Source organism: Microbacterium sp. Bi98 (genome assembly GCF_918698045.1).
GTDB lineage: Bacteria > Actinomycetota > Actinomycetes > Actinomycetales > Microbacteriaceae > Microbacterium.
This window is the reverse complement of record NZ_CAKKLK010000001.1, coordinates 173,204-188,415: the sequence shown is the minus strand read 5'-3', so window position 1 is coordinate 188,415 and position 15,212 is coordinate 173,204. Positions and strand designations below refer to the sequence as shown.

Here is a 15,212-nt window from a genome sequence, read left to right as displayed (position 1 = left end):
ATGCGACGATCGATGAAGATCGCCACCGCAGGGGTGGCTCTCTTCGGCCTCATCGCGCTCGCCGGGTGTACGACAGACCCGTCCGTGGCGCCGGCGGAGTCGGAGAACCCGGAGGAGTCGGCCGAGACCACCGAATGGTTCGACCAGGAGTTGTTCGACAAGCAGATGGAGGAGCGGGGTGTCGAGCCCCAGGGGCCGGCGACCGAGCCGTATCTCCAGCACATCAACGCCGAGATGGTCGACACGTCGGAGTTCGCCAGCGAGGGGCCCAAGAAGGCCTGCTTCGCGAACGCCTCGATCTCGAACCCGTGGCGGCAGACGGGCTGGATCACGATGAACGAGCAGCTCAAGTCGCTGCAGGAGGCCGGTGCGATCAGCGAGATGGAGACCCGCGACGCGCAGGACTCGGATGACACGCAGATCGCCGACATCGACTACTTCATCTCCGAGGGCGGCTGCGACGTCTTCCTCATCTCGCCCAACAGCACCGCGGCGATGACGCCGGCCGTCGAGCGCGCATGCGAGACCGGCAAGCCGGTGATCGTGTTCGACCGCGGCGTCGACACCGACTGCCCGGTCACGTTCATCCACCCGATCGGCGGATTCGCGTGGGGCATCGACACGGCCGAGTTCCTCATCGACAACCTCGAAGAGGGCGACAAGGTCGTGGCGCTGCGCATCCTCCCCGGAGTCGACGTGCTCGAGCACCGCTGGGCCGCTGCGGAGAAGCTCTTCGACGAGGCGGGGATCGAGGCCGTGGACTACTTCACGGGCGCCGACCCCGCGGAGATCAAGAGCATCATCAGCGACGAGCTCGCCAAGGGCGACGTGCAGGGAATCTGGATGGATGCCGGTGACGGCGCTGTCGCCGCGATCGAAGCCTTCGAAGATGCCGGCGCCGACTACCCGGTGATGACCGGCGAGGACGAGATGAGCTTCCTCCGCAAGTGGAAGGACACGGGTCTCACGGGCCTCGCCCCGGTGTACTCGAACTTCCAGTGGCGCACGCCGCTGCTCGCCGCGCAGATGATCTTCGCCGGCGAAGAGGTTCCGAAGGAGTGGGTGCTCCCGCAGAAGCCGATCATCGAAGCAGAGCTCGACGACTACCTCGCCGCCAACGAGGGAATGCCGGACGGACACTACGCGAAGTTCGGCGGCGAGAACCTTCCCGGTTACCCGACCGTCTGGCAGGAACGCCAGATCCCGTAACCCGCGGTGATGCTCCCACCCTTCCCCTCTGCGCCTCGCGGATGGGAGGGTGGGAGCACTCGCGTCATCCCCGAAGGAGCAGGATGCCTCGCACGATCGCCGTCAACACGTGGGTGTGGACGTCTCCACTGACCGACGCGACTCTCGAGCCGCTCGCGCGGAAGGCGGCGGGGATGGGGTATCAGGCGCTCGAGCTTCCGCTCGAGAGCGTCGGGGACTGGGATCCGGCACGAGCCCGCGACGTGCTCGATGACCTCGGCCTCGCCGCGATCGTCGTCGGGGCCATGGGCCCTCGGCGCTCGCTGCTCGCGCAGGCCGGTGACGTCGGGGCCACGCAGGACTACCTGCGCTCGTGCATCGCGGCGGCCGCGACGCTCGGCTCCGCGGTGGTCGCCGGTCCCTTCTACGCACCCACCGGGGCTACCTGGCGGATGTCCGTCGAGGACCGTTCGCGAGTGGTGCGCGAGCTGCGCACGAACCTCGAGCCGGTCGCGGCCGAGGCCGCCTCCGCCGGGATCACCCTGGCCGTCGAACCGCTCAACCGCTACGAGACGAGCGTGCTCAACACGGTCGAGCAGAGCCTCGACGCGCTCGCACCGCTGCTCGGCGCAGGCGTCGGGCTCGCGCTCGACACCTACCACCTGAACATCGAGGAGAAGAAGCCCGCGGAGGCCATCCGCGCGGCGGGCTCGGCGATCGCGCACGTGCAGGTGTGCGGCAGCGATCGGGGCGCCGTGGGCGACGACCACACGGACTGGCCGGAGATCCTCCGTGCCCTCGACGATGCGGACTATCGAGGGCCGCTCGGGCTGGAGAGCTTCACGGGCGAGAACGCGACGATAGCCGTCGCCGCATCCGTCTGGCGACCACTCGCGGCGAGCCAGGACGAGCTCGCGGCCCGCAGCATCCAGGCGCTGAGAGCGCTCGGCACCTGACCCGTCACGCGATACGAAGGAGTGTCCATGACCACGCACCCGGTCACCCTGTTCACCGGCCAGTGGGCCGATCTGCCGTTCGAGGAGGTCGCCCGGCTGGCGGCCGAGTGGGGATACGACGGCCTCGAGGTCGCAGCATCCGGCGACCATCTCGACCTGCGGCGAGCCGACGAGGACGACGCCTACGTCGCCTCGCGCCGCGAGATCCTCGACCGGCACGGTCTGCAGATCTTCGCGATCTCGAACCATCTCGCGGGCCAGGCGGTGTGCGACGCCCCCATCGACTTCCGTCACCAGGCGATCCTGCGCGACTACGTGTGGGGCGACGGCGACTCCGAGGGCGTGCGCGCCCGTGCGGCGGACGACATGAAGCGGGCGGCGCGGGTCGCGCGCAAGCTCGACGTCGACACCGTCGTCGGGTTCACCGGCTCATCGATCTGGCCCTATGTGGCAATGTTCCCGCCGGTACCGGCATCCGTCATCGAAGGCGGGTTCGAGGACTTCGCCGCGCGCTGGAACCCGATCCTCGACGTGTTCGACGGCGAGGGCGTGCGGTTCGCGCACGAAGTGCACCCCGGTGAGATCGCCTACGACTACTGGTCGTCCGTGCGGGCGCTGGAGGCGATCGAGCACCGTGGGGCGTTCGGATTCAACTGGGACCCGTCGCACATGATGTTGCAGAACATCGATCCCGTCGGGTTCATCGTCGACTTCGCCGACCGGATCTACCACGTGGACTGCAAGGACACCCGGATGCGACCGCACAACGGGCGTGCGGGCGTGCTCGGATCGCATCTGCCGTGGGGCGACCCGCGACGCGGGTGGGACTTCGTCTCGACCGGCCACGGCGACGTGCCCTGGGAGGACGCGTTCCGCGCGCTCGAGGCGATCGGATACGACGGACCCATCTCGATCGAATGGGAGGACGCGGGAATGGACCGCCTGCACGGCGCGCCGGAGGCCCTCGCCTACGTGCGGTCGCTGCTCTGGCCCGTGCCCACCGCCGCGTTCGACGCCGCCTTCAGCAGCCAGCAGACCGGAGATCCCGCATGACCATCCAGCACACCGTCGTCTTCCGCCTCGTGCACGAGGCGGGCAGCCCCGAGGAGCGCGAGTTCCTCGCGACGGGCAGAGCGGTGCTCACGTCGATCCCCGGTGTCGAGGACTTCACGATCCGTCGCCAGGTGAGCCCGAAGAGCGACCTCGAGCATCAGTTCTCTATGGTGTTCCGCGACCGCGATGCGTACCGCGCCTACGACGCGCACCCCGCGCACACGGCGTTCGTCTCGGAACGCTGGGTGCCCGAGGTCGCGGCGTTCCAGGAGTATGACTTCGAGGAGTGACGACGTGACCGGCGGCGCGGATCAGACCGAGTCGCGCAGCTTCACCAGGCGCTCGTGGCCGGTCTCCTCGAGCTCCGCGATGCTCTCGCGCGACTTGAGGAAGTCCGAGAACGAGCGGTAGCCGAGGGCCTTCTCGCTGAACGACGGGTCCATGCGACGCATGTGCGTCTTCACCGCCGAGCTGTGCAGCCACTCGTCGGCATCGGCCTTGTCGTGCCCGAGGCGCAGCGCGCGATGCAGCAGCTCCGTCGCCTCGCCCTGCTCGGTGCCCTCGCCGTGCTCGTCGAGCTTCGCGGACGACGACGGTGCCGCAGCGGTCGCCGCCGCTGCGGCGGCCTTCGCCTTGGCGGCCTTCGTCGGCGGTCGCGACTTGGCCTTCGCGGCGGGCTCGGCGGCCGGCTCGGCCACAGGCTCGACGGCGACCTCGGGAACGGTGACGACGGGCGCGGGCGCGGTCTTGCTCGGGCGCACGACGCCGGGAAGCGAGTCGTACGCCTCGAACTCGTCGCACGCGGCGGCGAGGGACTTCGCGGTGGATCCCGCGACGCCGACGCCGATGACGTAGCGACCCAGACGCTTGCAGCGCTGTGCGAGCGGGACGTAGTCGCTGTCTCCGGCGACGATCACGACGTGCGTGAGGTCGGGCAGACGGAACATGTCCTCGACCGCGTCGACGGCGAGGCGGATGTCCGCGCCGTTCTTCGCGTAGGCGGCGGCCGGGAACAGCTGCACGAGGTCGACGGCGCGGGCCACGAGCTGCGACCTGTAGACCGCGTTCACGGGCGACGACCAGTCGGCGTACGCCCGGGTGAGCACGAGCGTGCCGAAGGAGGCCGCGTAGTCGATGATCGCGCCGACCTCGATCATGGCGCGGGACAGCCGCTCCGTGACCTCCGGATCGGTCGGGTTCTCGGTGATCCGCTGGCGGTCCTTGCCATAGGCGTTCCGTCCGTGCACACGGTCGTACCAGGAGATGACGATGTTGTCGAAGTCCAGGTAGACGGCGACGCGGGCGTCGGTGGCCTCAGCCATGGTTCACTCCTTCGCGCGGGTAGCGCACGCCGATCTGCGCGCGGATCTCGTCGAGGGTGCCCATGATCGCGACGCTCTCGGCGATCGGCAGGATGTCGCCCTCGAGCACGCCGTCGCCCACGAGGCGCTCGGCCGCGAGGGCCTGGTACTGCATGCCGCGACCGTCGACCTCCGACACGTACTCCTCGACGACCGTGCCGTCCGGCTGCACGACGCGGAACGTGGTGGGGGTGTACCAGACGCGGTCGAGGTCGATGCGCGCCGTCGTGCCGATGATGCTCGCCGCGTTGGGGCCCGCGGCACGCGACGACGAGAGCGTCGTCGAGATCGCTCCGCCGTCGTGGGTCATGACGGTGGCGACCTCGGCATCCGCTCCGGTCTCGATCAGGCGCCCGACGGCGTGGATGCCGGTCGGGGCGCCGAGGATGTCCCACACGAAGGAGATCGGGTAGATCCCGAGGTCGAGGAGGGCACCGCCGCCGAGCTCGAGGGCGTTGAGGCGGTGCTCGGGGTCGGAGGGGAGCAGCTGGGTGTGGTCGGCGCTCACGGCGCGGATCTCACCGAGGGTCCCGGCGGCGATGATCTCGCGGATGCGGGCCATGTGCGGCAGGTAGCGCGTCCACATCGCCTCCATCGCGAGCAGACCCCGGTCGGCGGCCAGACGCTGCAGGTCCTCCGCCTCCGAGTGGTTGAGGGTGAACGCCTTCTCGACCAGCACGTGCTTGCCGGCTTCGAGCGCGAGGCGGGCATTCTCGTGATGCATCGGGTGCGGGGTCGAGACGTAGATGATGTCGACCTCGGGGTCGGCGACGAGCGCCTCGTACGAGGGATGCGCGCGCGGGATGTCGAAGCGGGCGGCGAAGGCGTCGGCCGATTCCTGCGAGCGCGAGCCGACCGCCACGAGATCGAGCCCGGCGGTGCGCAGATCGGATGCGAACGCGCCGGCGATGCCGCCGGTCGCGAGGATTCCCCAACGAAGACCAGTCATCATCTCAGCGTAGGGGGTGGAGGCTGAGCACGGGGTGTTCAGACCAGGGCATCCGGGGGGCGGCCGGAACGGATGCCGTTCAGACGAGCGCGAGCGCGCGGTCGAGGTCGGCGATCAGATCGCTCGGATCCTCGAGCCCGGCCGACAGGCGGATCGTGGCGAACTCGATCATGCGGTCACCACTGCGTTGCTCAGAGCGCGGGGGAGGAGGTCGAGGTCATGGTCCCATCCTCCGATCGGGCTCCGACACTCGGGGAGGATGTGTCGCCGTGTTGCGATCCGTTTCGCTGCGCTTCCCCGCCGATTGGCCCGCTGCCGAGCCCGCTCATACTTTCGGGTGCATGACCGAACCCCTCATCATCGGCGCCATGGTGCGCACTCTCGGCGCGTATCCCTCCGGCTGGCGTCAGCCGGGCGCGCATCGCGACCCCTCGGCCGATGCCGAGATCCTCCGTCGCATCGCGCGAGAGGGAGAGGACGCGGGGCTCGACTACCTGTTCTTCGGCGATTGGCTGGCCACCGGGCCGGACCTCGAATTCCGCGACCCGTACCTGCTCGCGCGGATCGACCCGGTGAGCGCCGTGCTGTACCTCGCCGGGGTCACCTCTCGCATCGGCCTCATCGCGACGGTGAACACGACCTACGCCGATCCGTATGCGACGGCGCGCTCGCTCGCATCCCTCGACCTGCTGACAGGCGGTCGCGCCGGCGTCAACCTCGTCACCGGAGCCGAGCCACGAGCCGCGGGCAACCACGGTCGCGATGCGCACGCCGACAACGAGAGCCGATACGACCGCGCCGAGGAGTTCGTCGTCGCCCTGCGCCGTCTGTGGGACTCGTGGAGCGAGGACGCCTGGATCGCGGATGCCGCACGCGGCGTGCTCATCGACCCGGACGGGCTCCGGGGTGCGGACCTCCGGGGCGAGCACGTGCGCGTCTCCGGACCGCTGAACGTCGCCCGCCCCCCGCAGGGGCGGATCCCTCTCGTGCACGCGGGCACTTCGCCGCGGTCGCGCGCGCTCGCCGCGACCGAGGCCGATCTCGCGCTCATCGCCGCCCCGAACATCGCCGATGCGATCGCCACACGGCGGCAGCTGCGCGAGATCGCGCTCCGATCAGGCCGCTCGCCCGAGGGGCTGGCGGTGATCGCGCCCGTGCTTCCTGTGGTCGCACCGACGGATGCCGACGCTCACCGCATCGTCGAACGGCTGCTCGCGCTCGTCCCGCTCGACGAGGGGCATCAGTCGTCCCGCACGGCATTCCCCGCGAACAGATCGGTCGCCGCGCTGGCCGACGCCCTGGGCGTCGGTGCCGACGACCCGCTGCGTTCCGCCGGCTTCGACGAGGTCGTGACCCGCGATCAGGCCGCCCGCCTCGGGGAGGCAGGAGCGGCGCTGATCGAGCGCCTGCGACTCATCGCCGGACTCCGCGTCGGGGATGACGGCGAGACGGCGCTGACCTGGCGCCACCTCGTCGCGGCCCATGCCGTGCCTGCCGCATTCGTGGTCGGCGACGCCGCGACGATCGCGGACCACTTCGAGACCTGGCGCGACCAGGGTGCAGCCGACGGGTTCAACGTGCTCTCCGCGTTCCAGCCCGCACAGTTCGAGGCCTTCACCCGCCTCGCCGCGCCCGAACTGCGTCGACGGGGCCTGCTCGGTCGCAGCGACGGAGCGCCCGCCCCGCTGCGGGACCGTCTCGGCGTCGGCGGCGGCGTCGAGGTCGGCAGCGAGCAGCGTGCCGCATCATCGCTTCTCGTCCGCTGAACCGCGTCATCCATTACGTCGGATTGCGTCTGGTGACCCGTCATGACGTCTCGTGACAGGCCGGGTCCGCACATGACGACCCCATTCGCGTCACGACCGTGAGAGTCCCTAGCGTGACGTTCACCCGCACACCGAACCACAGCATCCCGTCCAGGAGGACCCGCATGAACCGCCGTCTCATCCGCGCAGCCGCCGTCGCGCTTCCGCTCGTCCTCGCGGCGGGACTCGCCGCCTGCGCGTCCTCGCCGGCCCCGAGCGGCGCCTCCGCCGACGCGGGCGACCCCGTCACCGGGGGAACGCTGACCTATCTGGAGCACCAGACCTTCACGAACCTCTACCCGCCGCAGGCCGGGTTCTACCCGAACGGAGGCGTGGTCAACAACATCGCCGCGCGCCTGACGTGGCAGAACCCCGACTCGCTCGAGATCGAGCCGTGGATCGCCTCGGCCTGGACCGTGAACGACGACGCCACCGAGTACACGTTCGACCTGCGCCCCGACGTCACCTTCTCGGACGGGACGCCGCTGGACGCCGCGGCCGTGGCGAAGAACTTCGACACGTACGGCCTCGGCGACCCCGAGCGCGGCCTCACGGTCTCCGAGGCGATCAACAACTACGCCTCGAGCGAGGTCGTCGACGACGACACGGTCACCTTCCGCTTCTCGGCCCCGGCTCCCGGGTTCCTGCAGGCGACGTCGACCATCAACTCCGGCCTGCTCTCGCCCGAGACGCTCGACGGCACCATCGAGGACTTCGGGGCGGGCAACGCCGAGGAGATCATCGGCGCCGGGCCTTTCACCCTCACCGACGAGAAGCTGGGCACAGAGTTCACCCTCACCGCCCGCGAGGACTACGCGTGGGCGCCGGAGAGCGCCGAGAACCAGGGCCGTCCGTACGTCGACGCCGTGCACGTGCTCGTCACCCCCGAGGACTCCGTGCGCATCGGATCGCTGCTCGCGGGTCAGGCCGACTACGTCCGCTACGTGCAGGCCTTCGACGAGGACCGGGTCGAGAGCTCGGGCTTCACGCTGTACGCACCGCAGACCCGTGGCGTGAACAACTCCATCTCGCTGCGTCCCGAGAACCCGCTGCTGAGCGACATCAGGGTGCGTCAGGCGCTCGTCGCCGCGGTCGACGCCCAGGAGGTCGTCGACACCCTGTTCACCGAGAACTACCCCGTTGCGACCTCGGTGCTTTCGCAGGAGGCGCTCGGATACAAGGACGAGTCGGAGCACTACGCATACGACCCCGACAAGGCCGAGAAGCTGCTCGACGAGGCGGGCTGGACGGCCGGGTCCGACGGGATCCGCGAGAAGGACGGCGAGCGCCTCGCGATCACCGTGTACGAGGCCGCACCGCAGCCGCTGTCGAAGCAGACGCTCGAGCTCGTCGCCCAGCAGCTCGCGAAGGTCGGTGTGGAGCTCACGGTCAAGCCGGCGGATGCCGGGTCGTATGCCGAGGACACCCGTGACCCGCTCAAGACGGGCTTCTACCACTCGATGGTCGGCCGCGCCGACTTCGACGTGATCAAGAGCCAGTACTACACGAAGAACCGTGACGCGCTGATCTCGAACGACGCCGAGCTCGACGCCCTGCTCGAGGCGGTCGCCTCTGAGCCGGACACCGAGAAGCGAGCGGCGGCCTCGCAGGCCGTGCAGGACTACATCGCCGAGCAGGCCTACGTCATCCCGCTGTTCGAGGAGCCGCAGGTCTACGGCGCCGCCACCTACGTGCACGGTGTGGACTTCGAGTCGGTCGGTCGCCCCACCTTCTCGGGCGTCTGGCTCGCCGAGCACTGAGCATGACTGAGACGGTGCACCGATGAGCTTCGTCCTCCGACGAGCCGGGCAGGCCGCGATCGTTCTGATCGCGGCCTTCACGGCCACCTTCTTCCTCCTGCAGCTGCTGCCGGGGGATGCGATCCTGATCAAGTTCTCCGACCCCAGCCTCGGGCTGTCGCCGGAGCAGCTCGACGGCATCCGCGCCACCTACGGCACCGATCTGCCGTGGTGGCAGCAGTACGTGCACGCAGGTCTCGGATTCGCGGCCGGTGACTTCGGCTACTCGACGCAGTTCGGCACCCCGGTGCTGGAGATGCTCGCCGAGGCACTGCCGTCGACCGTGCTGCTCGCGTCGCTGGGACTCGTGGTCGCGCTGCTGATCGCCGTGCTCGTCGCAGGGCTCTCGTCTCTCGCACCGTTCGCGTGGCTGCGCGACGGCATCCGTCAGGTGCCGGGGCTGTTCGTCGCGGTGCCGGTGTTCTGGCTCGGCATCCTGCTGATCCAGGTCTTCTCGTTCGGTCTCGGGTGGGTGCCGATCGTCGGCGCCGACCCTGTCGCCGGGCTCGTCCTCCCCGTGCTGACCCTCGCCGTGCCGATCTCCGCTCCGCTCGCCCAGGTGCTGGTGCGCGCCATCGATCAGGTGCAGGCGCAGCCGTTCATCACCGTCGTCCGGGCCAAGGGCGCGCCGCCGTCGTGGGTGCTCACCCGGTCGGTCGCGCGCAACGCGGCCCTGCCGACGCTCACGATCGCCGGGGTGCTGTTCGGCGAGCTCGTGGGAGGGGCCGTGGTCACCGAGACCGTGTTCGGTCGCACCGGCATCGGCCGCCTCACCGAGCAGGCCGTGTCGAACCAGGACATCCCGGTGCTGCAGGGCGTCGTGCTGCTGTCGGCCCTCGGCTTCGTGCTCATCAGCTTCGCCGTCGACCTCGTCACCCCGCTGATCGATCCGCGCCAGCGCGCCCTCTCGAAGTCAGGAGCATCGGCATGACCGTCGCCGCCGTGGCCGCATCCGTCGACACCCCGCCCGAGACACCGCAGCAGGATGCCGCAACGCTCACCCGATCGCCTCGACGCGCGCGCGGACTGCTCGCTCTGCCGTGGGGGCTCTACCTCGCGATCGCCGTCGTCTCGCTCGCCGTGCTCTGGGCGCTGATCCCCGGGGTCTTCGCACCCGGCGACCCCCTCACCGGCACTCCCGCCGACAAGCTGCTGCCACCGAGCGCGGCGCACCTCTTCGGCACCGACACGCTCGGTCGCGACCTGTTCGGCCGCGTCGTCCACGGCGCCGTGCACTCGCTCTCGGGAGCGCTCATCGCCGTCACCGTGGGCCTCGCGCTCGGGACGATCCTCGGTGCGATCGCCGGCGCGATCGGCGGCGTCGTCGACGACATCCTGATGCGCGTCGTCGACGTGCTGCTCGCCATCCCCGGCCTGCTGCTGTCGCTGTCGGTGATCATCCTCCTCGGCTTCGGCACGGTGAACGCCGCCATCGCCGTGGGCCTCGGCAGCGTCGCCGCCTTCGCCCGCCTCATGCGGTCGGAGGTCGCCAGAGTGCGTCGCAGCGAGTACGTCGAGGCGGCGTACGGCAGCGGGGGCACCTTCTTCACCGTGCTCCGTCGCCATGTGCTGCCGAACTCGCTCACCCCGATCGTCGCGCTCGCCGCCCTGCAGTTCGGCACCGCGATCCTCGCGATCTCGACCCTCGGATTCCTCGGTTACGGTGCTCCGCCACCCACCCCCGAATGGGGGCTGCTGATCGCCGAGGGACGCAACTACATCGCGACCGCCTGGTGGCTCACGGCACTGCCAGGACTCATCGTGGTCGTCGTCGTGCTCAGCGCCAACCGCATCTCGCACCGCATCGGAAGGAACCCGCGATGAGCGTGCTCACCGTCGACGGCCTCGCCGTCTCGTACGTCACCCGAGCCGGTCGCCGGGAGGTGGTGCACGGGGTCTCCTTCGAGATCGCCGAGGGAGAGGCACTCGCGCTCGTGGGCGAATCGGGATCGGGCAAGTCCACCACCGCGCACGCCCTGCTCGGCCTGCTGCCCGAGGGCGGCAGGGTCGACGGCGGCACGGTGCGCCTCGGCGAGCTCGACATCTCGGGCTGGACGGATCGCGCACTGCGCGGCATCCGGGGTCCGGAGATCGGACTCGTGCCGCAGGACCCGGTGACCTCGCTCGATCCCGTGCGCCCGATCGGCGCCCAGGTCGAAGAGGTGCTGAAGCTGCACGGCCACCGCGATCGTCGCTCGCGGCGCGCGCGGGCGATCGAGCTCCTCGACCGGGTCGGTATCGATGATCCGGACCTCCGAGCTCGGCAGTACCCGCACGAGCTCTCGGGTGGTATGCGCCAGCGTGTGCTGATCGCCTCGGCCATCGCGCTGCGGCCACGGCTGCTGATCGCCGACGAGCCCACGAGCGCTTTGGACGCGACCGTCCAGCGCAAGGTGCTCGATCTGCTCGACGAGCTGCGTCGAGAGGAAGGCACGAGCATCCTGCTGGTCACCCACGACCTCGGCGTCGCGGCCGACCGCGCCCAACGGCTCGTCGTGCTGAAGGACGGCCGCATCGTCGAGCAGGGAGCGAGCGCCCAGGTGCTTGCGGCACCCTCGGACGGATACACGAAGCAGCTCCTCGCCGACGCCCCGGCGTTCACGACGGGGTTCCGCCGCCCCGAGGCGCCGCCCTTCCTGCGGGATGCCGCGGCGGTCGCGGCCGAGAACCCGTTCGCGATCACCGCGAGCGGTCTCGTCAAGGAGTTCAGGGTCGCGGGGCGTGAGCGATTCCGGGCCGTCGACGACGTGTCGTTCCGGGTGCGCCGGGGCACGACGCACGCGCTGGTCGGCGAGTCCGGATCGGGCAAGACGACCACCGCGCGCCTCATCACGCGCTTCCATGAGCCGGATGCCGGGGCCATCGAGATCGACGGTGAAGACGTGACCGGTCTGTCGGGCCAGCGTTTGCGCGCGCTGCGCCGGCGCATCCAGCTCGTGTACCAGAACCCCTTCGCATCGCTGGATCCGCGGCAGCAGGTCGTCGACATCATCGCCGAGCCGCTGCAGAACTTCGGGGTGGGCTCCCGCTCCGACCGCAGGGATCGGGCGCTCGCCCTGATCGACAGGGTGTCGCTGCCGAGCGACCTCGCGCAGCGCACACCGCGTGAGCTCTCGGGTGGGCAGCGACAGCGGGTCGCGATCGCCAGGGCCCTCGCGATCGACCCCGAGATCGTCGTGCTCGACGAGGCGGTGTCGGCCCTCGACGTCACGGTGCAGGCGCGCATCCTCGAACTGCTCACCTCGCTGCAGGCCGAACTCGGTCTCACCTACCTCTTCATCTCGCACGACCTCGCCGTGGTGCGCAGGATCAGTCACACCGTCTCGGTGATGCGCCGCGGGCGGATCGTCGAGGAAGGCGTCACCGAGGAGCTCTTCCACGACCCCCAGCACGACTACACCCGGGAGCTGCTCGCGGCCGTCCCCGGACGAACGGAGCAGCCCGCATGACCGCACCCACGATCGCCTTCTTCACCCGGCTGCTCGACGACGCGTCGCCCGCCGAGCGCTACGCGCTGGCCACCGAGCAGATCCGGCACGCCGAACGGCACGGCGTCGGTCGCGCCTGGGTCGCACAGCACCACTTCCGCGCCGCGGAGGGCGGCCTGCCCTCGCCACTCGTCTATCTCGCCAACGTGGCCGCGCAGACCTCGCGCATCCGTCTCGGCACCGGGGTCGTCACGCTGCCGCTCGAAGATGCGGTGCGTGTCGCCGAAGATGCGGTGGTCGCCGACCTGCTCTCGGGCGGACGCATCGACCTGGGGCTCGGCAGCGGCGGAACCCCCTCGTCCTTCGTGCCGTTCGGTGAGGACGTGCGCGAGAAGGCGCCGACCTACGACCGCAAGCTGCGACTGCTGCTCGACGCGCTCGCGGGGCGGGACATCGGCGCCGACAACACCCTCTATCCGGATGCCGGCACTCTCGGCGACCGCATCTGGCAGGCGACCTTCTCGGCCCCCGGCGGCCATCGCGCCGGCATCCACGGGCATGGCCTCCTGCTCTCGCGCACTCAGCCGCGGTCGACGGACGCGCTGCACGCCCCGCTCTCGGCGCTGCAGGATCCGATCATCGACGCGTACCTCGAGGCTCTCCCCGACGGCGTCGCCCCGCGTGTCACCGCCTCGCGCACCGTGTTCGTCGCGGATGACCGCGCGGAGGCCCTGCGCTTCGCTGAGGTCGGGCTGCGTCGTGCCGCCGAGGGGTTCCGCCGACAGGGCCAGACGATCCCCGGCGACACCCTCGATGAGCTGATCGTGGCCCTCGACACCCACCTCGGCACCCCGGAGGAGGTCGCCGAGTCCCTCGCCGCAGACGCCACGCTCGACAGGGCGACCGAGGTCGCGTTCCAGGTGCACTCGGTCGACGCCCCGCACGAGCACGTGCTGCGCTCGATCGAGCTCTTCGCAGAGCACGTCGCCCCCGCTCTCGGATACACCCTCACCGACACCATCAAGGAGAAGGCATGACCACCGACATCGTCGATCAGATCGTAGGGGTGACGCCCGAGCTCGATGCGCTGCGGCGCCGTCGGCCCGTCACCAGGGAGCAGCTGCAGGCGAGCTTCGACGCGCTCTTCGCGCCGGTGTCGACGGAGGAGGTGTCGCAGGCCGAGCGCGAGCTGATCGCCGCGTTCGCGACGCGCCTCGCCGGCGACGCGGATGCGACGGCCGAGTTCTACGCAGACCGGGCCCTGGCTGTGGACCCGCAGCGCGCCACCGTCGTGATCGCCGAGGCCACGAACGCTGCGGTGACCGGGCCCTTCGGCTCGTACACCGAAGCGGGACTGCAGGACGAGAACACCGAGGGCGAGCGCTACGCGCCGTCGCCCGACATCGCAGAGGTGCTCGGCGGGCGGGTCGCCGCCGCGCTCGCGCACACGCACCTGCTCGTGTTCCGGCCGCGCGAATCCGCGGCCGTCGACATCCAGCGGCTGGTGGATGCGGGGTGGTCGGCCGACGGCATCGTCACCCTCTCGCAGCTCGTCTCGTTCCTCGCGTTCCAGCAGCGCGTCATCACGGGCCTGAGGGTTCTCTCCGCCGCCGGCATCGCCGCGGCATCCGACCCCGAGGAGGAGGCAGCATGACCGAGCTTCTGCGCGATGACGCACCGCACCCCGAGGCGTTCACGCGAGCCGAGGTGGGGTGGACCCCGCATCTGCCGCCGCTCGCGGAGGAGGAGCTCACCGAGCGCCACTACGACGGTCTGGTCGACGCCTCTCGGGCGAAGAACGACTACTTCCGGCTGCTGGCGCGCGACCCCGAGGTGCTCAAGGCGCGCACGCTCGTCGACAAGGACATCTTCTACAACGCCAAGGAGGGTCTTCCCCGGGCCGAGCGCGAGCTCTCGGCAACCGCGGCTTCGCGTCGCAACGGCTGCGTGTTCTGCGCCTCGGTGCACTCGCGCTTCGCGGCGCACCACAGCAAGCGGGTCGACGACGTCGATCTCCTGCTGGATCAGGGAGTCGACGCCGACCTCGGGGAGCGGTGGAACGCGGTTGTCGCGGCCTCCGTCGCCCTGACCGACACGCCCAGCACCTTCGGCGCCGACGGGATCGCCCGGCTGCGGGCGGCGGGACTCGATGACCTCGAGATCGCCGACGTGATCCATGGCGCCGCGTTCTTCAATTGGGCGAACCGTCTGATGTTGTCGATCGGGAGGCCGGTCGCGCCTGCCTGATCGGTCGAGAGATCAGCACCGGCCCACCTCTGACGTGTCACCGTCGGGGGTGGGCTGGTGTCCTTTTGCGAGAGTATCGGCATACTTCTTGCTGTCCCCATATGACGACGTATCGCTTGCTAACGTCGACGCATGGCAGCCGCGGGCGGAACATTCTACGAAGTCGATACCGACGTGCTGCGTGCTATGGCGTCGAAGGCACGTCGCATCGTCGGCGAGCTGGGCTCGTCCGATGCCGCGAAGCCTGCTGACGCCGGACACGAGTGGGTCGTCGCAGCCGCGACGCGTTTCAGCAGCGCATGGTCCGACGGGCTCTGCGTCCGTGTGGCCGACACCGAAGACTTCGTAGACAGGTTGAGCACGACCGCTCGGATCTTCGACGAAGGCACCCACTCTCTGGAACGAGGCAGAGCAACAGGCTGCTGC

At 70.0% G+C, this 15,212-nt stretch carries 14 protein-coding genes; 12 read left to right on the top strand and 2 right to left on the bottom strand.

Annotated features, from left to right (window positions below):
- The 4 genes from LQZ85_RS00855 (at position 1) to LQZ85_RS00840 (ending at position 3,487) form a co-directional block, all read left to right on the top strand.
- Positions 1-1,209 carry a substrate-binding domain-containing protein gene (locus LQZ85_RS00855; RefSeq protein ID WP_230100354.1) on the top strand — a complete coding sequence of 403 codons (1,209 nt, stop codon included), beginning with the start codon at positions 1-3 and terminating at the stop codon, positions 1,207-1,209.
- 83 nt (positions 1,210-1,292) lie between these two features.
- Complete coding sequence (locus LQZ85_RS00850; protein WP_230100353.1) at positions 1,293-2,144, top strand: sugar phosphate isomerase/epimerase; 852 nt, start codon at positions 1,293-1,295, stop codon at positions 2,142-2,144.
- 27 nt (positions 2,145-2,171) lie between these two features.
- On the top strand, positions 2,172-3,197 hold the full coding sequence (locus LQZ85_RS00845; protein ID WP_230100352.1) for a sugar phosphate isomerase/epimerase family protein: 1,026 nt from the start codon (positions 2,172-2,174) through the stop codon (positions 3,195-3,197).
- The gene (locus LQZ85_RS00840) at positions 3,194-3,487 is read left to right on the top strand and encodes a Dabb family protein (protein WP_230100351.1); all 294 of its coding nucleotides are present in this window, start codon (positions 3,194-3,196) and stop codon (positions 3,485-3,487) included. Before LQZ85_RS00845 ends, LQZ85_RS00840 begins: the two co-directional genes overlap by 4 nt.
- 21 nt (positions 3,488-3,508) lie before the next feature.
- Here the strand turns inward: LQZ85_RS00840 and LQZ85_RS00835 are convergent, their stop codons facing one another.
- Both LQZ85_RS00835 and LQZ85_RS00830 read right to left on the bottom strand, forming a co-directional pair.
- Positions 3,509-4,519: an NYN domain-containing protein gene (locus LQZ85_RS00835; RefSeq protein ID WP_053097157.1), complete on the bottom strand. Its 1,011-nt coding sequence runs from the start codon at positions 4,517-4,519 to the stop codon at positions 3,509-3,511.
- The gene (locus LQZ85_RS00830; RefSeq protein WP_056279965.1) at positions 4,512-5,507 is read right to left on the bottom strand and encodes a Gfo/Idh/MocA family oxidoreductase; all 996 of its coding nucleotides are present in this window, start codon (positions 5,505-5,507) and stop codon (positions 4,512-4,514) included. The genes LQZ85_RS00835 and LQZ85_RS00830 overlap by 8 nt, the downstream gene beginning before the upstream one ends.
- A 341-nt stretch (positions 5,508-5,848) precedes the next feature.
- Here LQZ85_RS00830 and LQZ85_RS00825 point away from each other — a divergent pair, with 341 nt between their 5' ends.
- The 8 genes from LQZ85_RS00825 to LQZ85_RS00790 all read left to right on the top strand — a co-directional run bounded on the left by LQZ85_RS00825 (position 5,849) and on the right by LQZ85_RS00790 (position 14,786).
- Positions 5,849-7,273: an NtaA/DmoA family FMN-dependent monooxygenase gene (locus LQZ85_RS00825; RefSeq protein ID WP_230100350.1), complete on the top strand. Its 1,425-nt coding sequence runs from the start codon at positions 5,849-5,851 to the stop codon at positions 7,271-7,273.
- A gap of 164 nt (positions 7,274-7,437) precedes the next feature.
- Complete coding sequence (locus LQZ85_RS00820; protein WP_230100349.1) at positions 7,438-9,072, top strand: TIGR04028 family ABC transporter substrate-binding protein; 1,635 nt, start codon at positions 7,438-7,440, stop codon at positions 9,070-9,072.
- A gap of 22 nt (positions 9,073-9,094) precedes the next feature.
- Positions 9,095-10,042 carry an ABC transporter permease gene (locus LQZ85_RS00815; RefSeq protein WP_053097150.1) on the top strand — a complete coding sequence of 316 codons (948 nt, stop codon included), beginning with the start codon at positions 9,095-9,097 and terminating at the stop codon, positions 10,040-10,042.
- A complete protein-coding gene (locus LQZ85_RS00810; RefSeq protein WP_072591576.1) occupies positions 10,039-10,935 on the top strand; it encodes an ABC transporter permease in 897 nt (298 codons plus the stop codon). The genes LQZ85_RS00815 and LQZ85_RS00810 overlap by 4 nt, the downstream gene beginning before the upstream one ends.
- Positions 10,932-12,560, top strand: coding sequence for an ABC transporter ATP-binding protein (locus LQZ85_RS00805; protein ID WP_230100348.1), 1,629 nt, complete (start codon positions 10,932-10,934; stop codon positions 12,558-12,560). Before LQZ85_RS00810 ends, LQZ85_RS00805 begins: the two co-directional genes overlap by 4 nt.
- Positions 12,557-13,576, top strand: a complete 1,020-nt coding sequence (locus LQZ85_RS00800; RefSeq protein WP_230100347.1) for a putative FMN-dependent luciferase-like monooxygenase — start codon at positions 12,557-12,559, stop codon at positions 13,574-13,576. Before LQZ85_RS00805 ends, LQZ85_RS00800 begins: the two co-directional genes overlap by 4 nt.
- On the top strand, positions 13,573-14,193 hold the full coding sequence (locus LQZ85_RS00795; RefSeq protein WP_230100346.1) for a CMD domain protein: 621 nt from the start codon (positions 13,573-13,575) through the stop codon (positions 14,191-14,193). Before LQZ85_RS00800 ends, LQZ85_RS00795 begins: the two co-directional genes overlap by 4 nt.
- Positions 14,190-14,786, top strand: a complete 597-nt coding sequence (locus LQZ85_RS00790; protein WP_072591572.1) for an alkylhydroperoxidase domain protein — start codon at positions 14,190-14,192, stop codon at positions 14,784-14,786. The genes LQZ85_RS00795 and LQZ85_RS00790 overlap by 4 nt, the downstream gene beginning before the upstream one ends.
- Positions 14,787-15,212 lie beyond the last annotated feature (426 nt).

Excerpts from the sequence above, each read along its gene's own strand:
- LQZ85_RS00855 (WP_230100354.1), top strand. The coding sequence starts at position 1 with ATGCGACGATCGATGAAGATCGCCACCGCAGGGGTGGCTCTCTTCGGC.
- LQZ85_RS00850 (WP_230100353.1), top strand. The coding sequence starts at position 1,293 with ATGCCTCGCACGATCGCCGTCAACACGTGGGTGTGGACGTCTCCACTG.
- LQZ85_RS00845 (WP_230100352.1), top strand. The coding sequence starts at position 2,172 with ATGACCACGCACCCGGTCACCCTGTTCACCGGCCAGTGGGCCGATCTG.
- LQZ85_RS00840 (WP_230100351.1), top strand. The coding sequence starts at position 3,194 with ATGACCATCCAGCACACCGTCGTCTTCCGCCTCGTGCACGAGGCGGGC.
- LQZ85_RS00835 (WP_053097157.1), bottom strand. The coding sequence starts at position 4,519 with ATGGCTGAGGCCACCGACGCCCGCGTCGCCGTCTACCTGGACTTCGAC.
- LQZ85_RS00830 (WP_056279965.1), bottom strand. The coding sequence starts at position 5,507 with ATGACTGGTCTTCGTTGGGGAATCCTCGCGACCGGCGGCATCGCCGGC.
- LQZ85_RS00825 (WP_230100350.1), top strand. The coding sequence starts at position 5,849 with ATGACCGAACCCCTCATCATCGGCGCCATGGTGCGCACTCTCGGCGCG.
- LQZ85_RS00820 (WP_230100349.1), top strand. The coding sequence starts at position 7,438 with ATGAACCGCCGTCTCATCCGCGCAGCCGCCGTCGCGCTTCCGCTCGTC.
- LQZ85_RS00815 (WP_053097150.1), top strand. The coding sequence starts at position 9,095 with ATGAGCTTCGTCCTCCGACGAGCCGGGCAGGCCGCGATCGTTCTGATC.
- LQZ85_RS00810 (WP_072591576.1), top strand. The coding sequence starts at position 10,039 with ATGACCGTCGCCGCCGTGGCCGCATCCGTCGACACCCCGCCCGAGACA.
- LQZ85_RS00805 (WP_230100348.1), top strand. The coding sequence starts at position 10,932 with ATGAGCGTGCTCACCGTCGACGGCCTCGCCGTCTCGTACGTCACCCGA.
- LQZ85_RS00800 (WP_230100347.1), top strand. The coding sequence starts at position 12,557 with ATGACCGCACCCACGATCGCCTTCTTCACCCGGCTGCTCGACGACGCG.
- LQZ85_RS00795 (WP_230100346.1), top strand. The coding sequence starts at position 13,573 with ATGACCACCGACATCGTCGATCAGATCGTAGGGGTGACGCCCGAGCTC.
- LQZ85_RS00790 (WP_072591572.1), top strand. The coding sequence starts at position 14,190 with ATGACCGAGCTTCTGCGCGATGACGCACCGCACCCCGAGGCGTTCACG.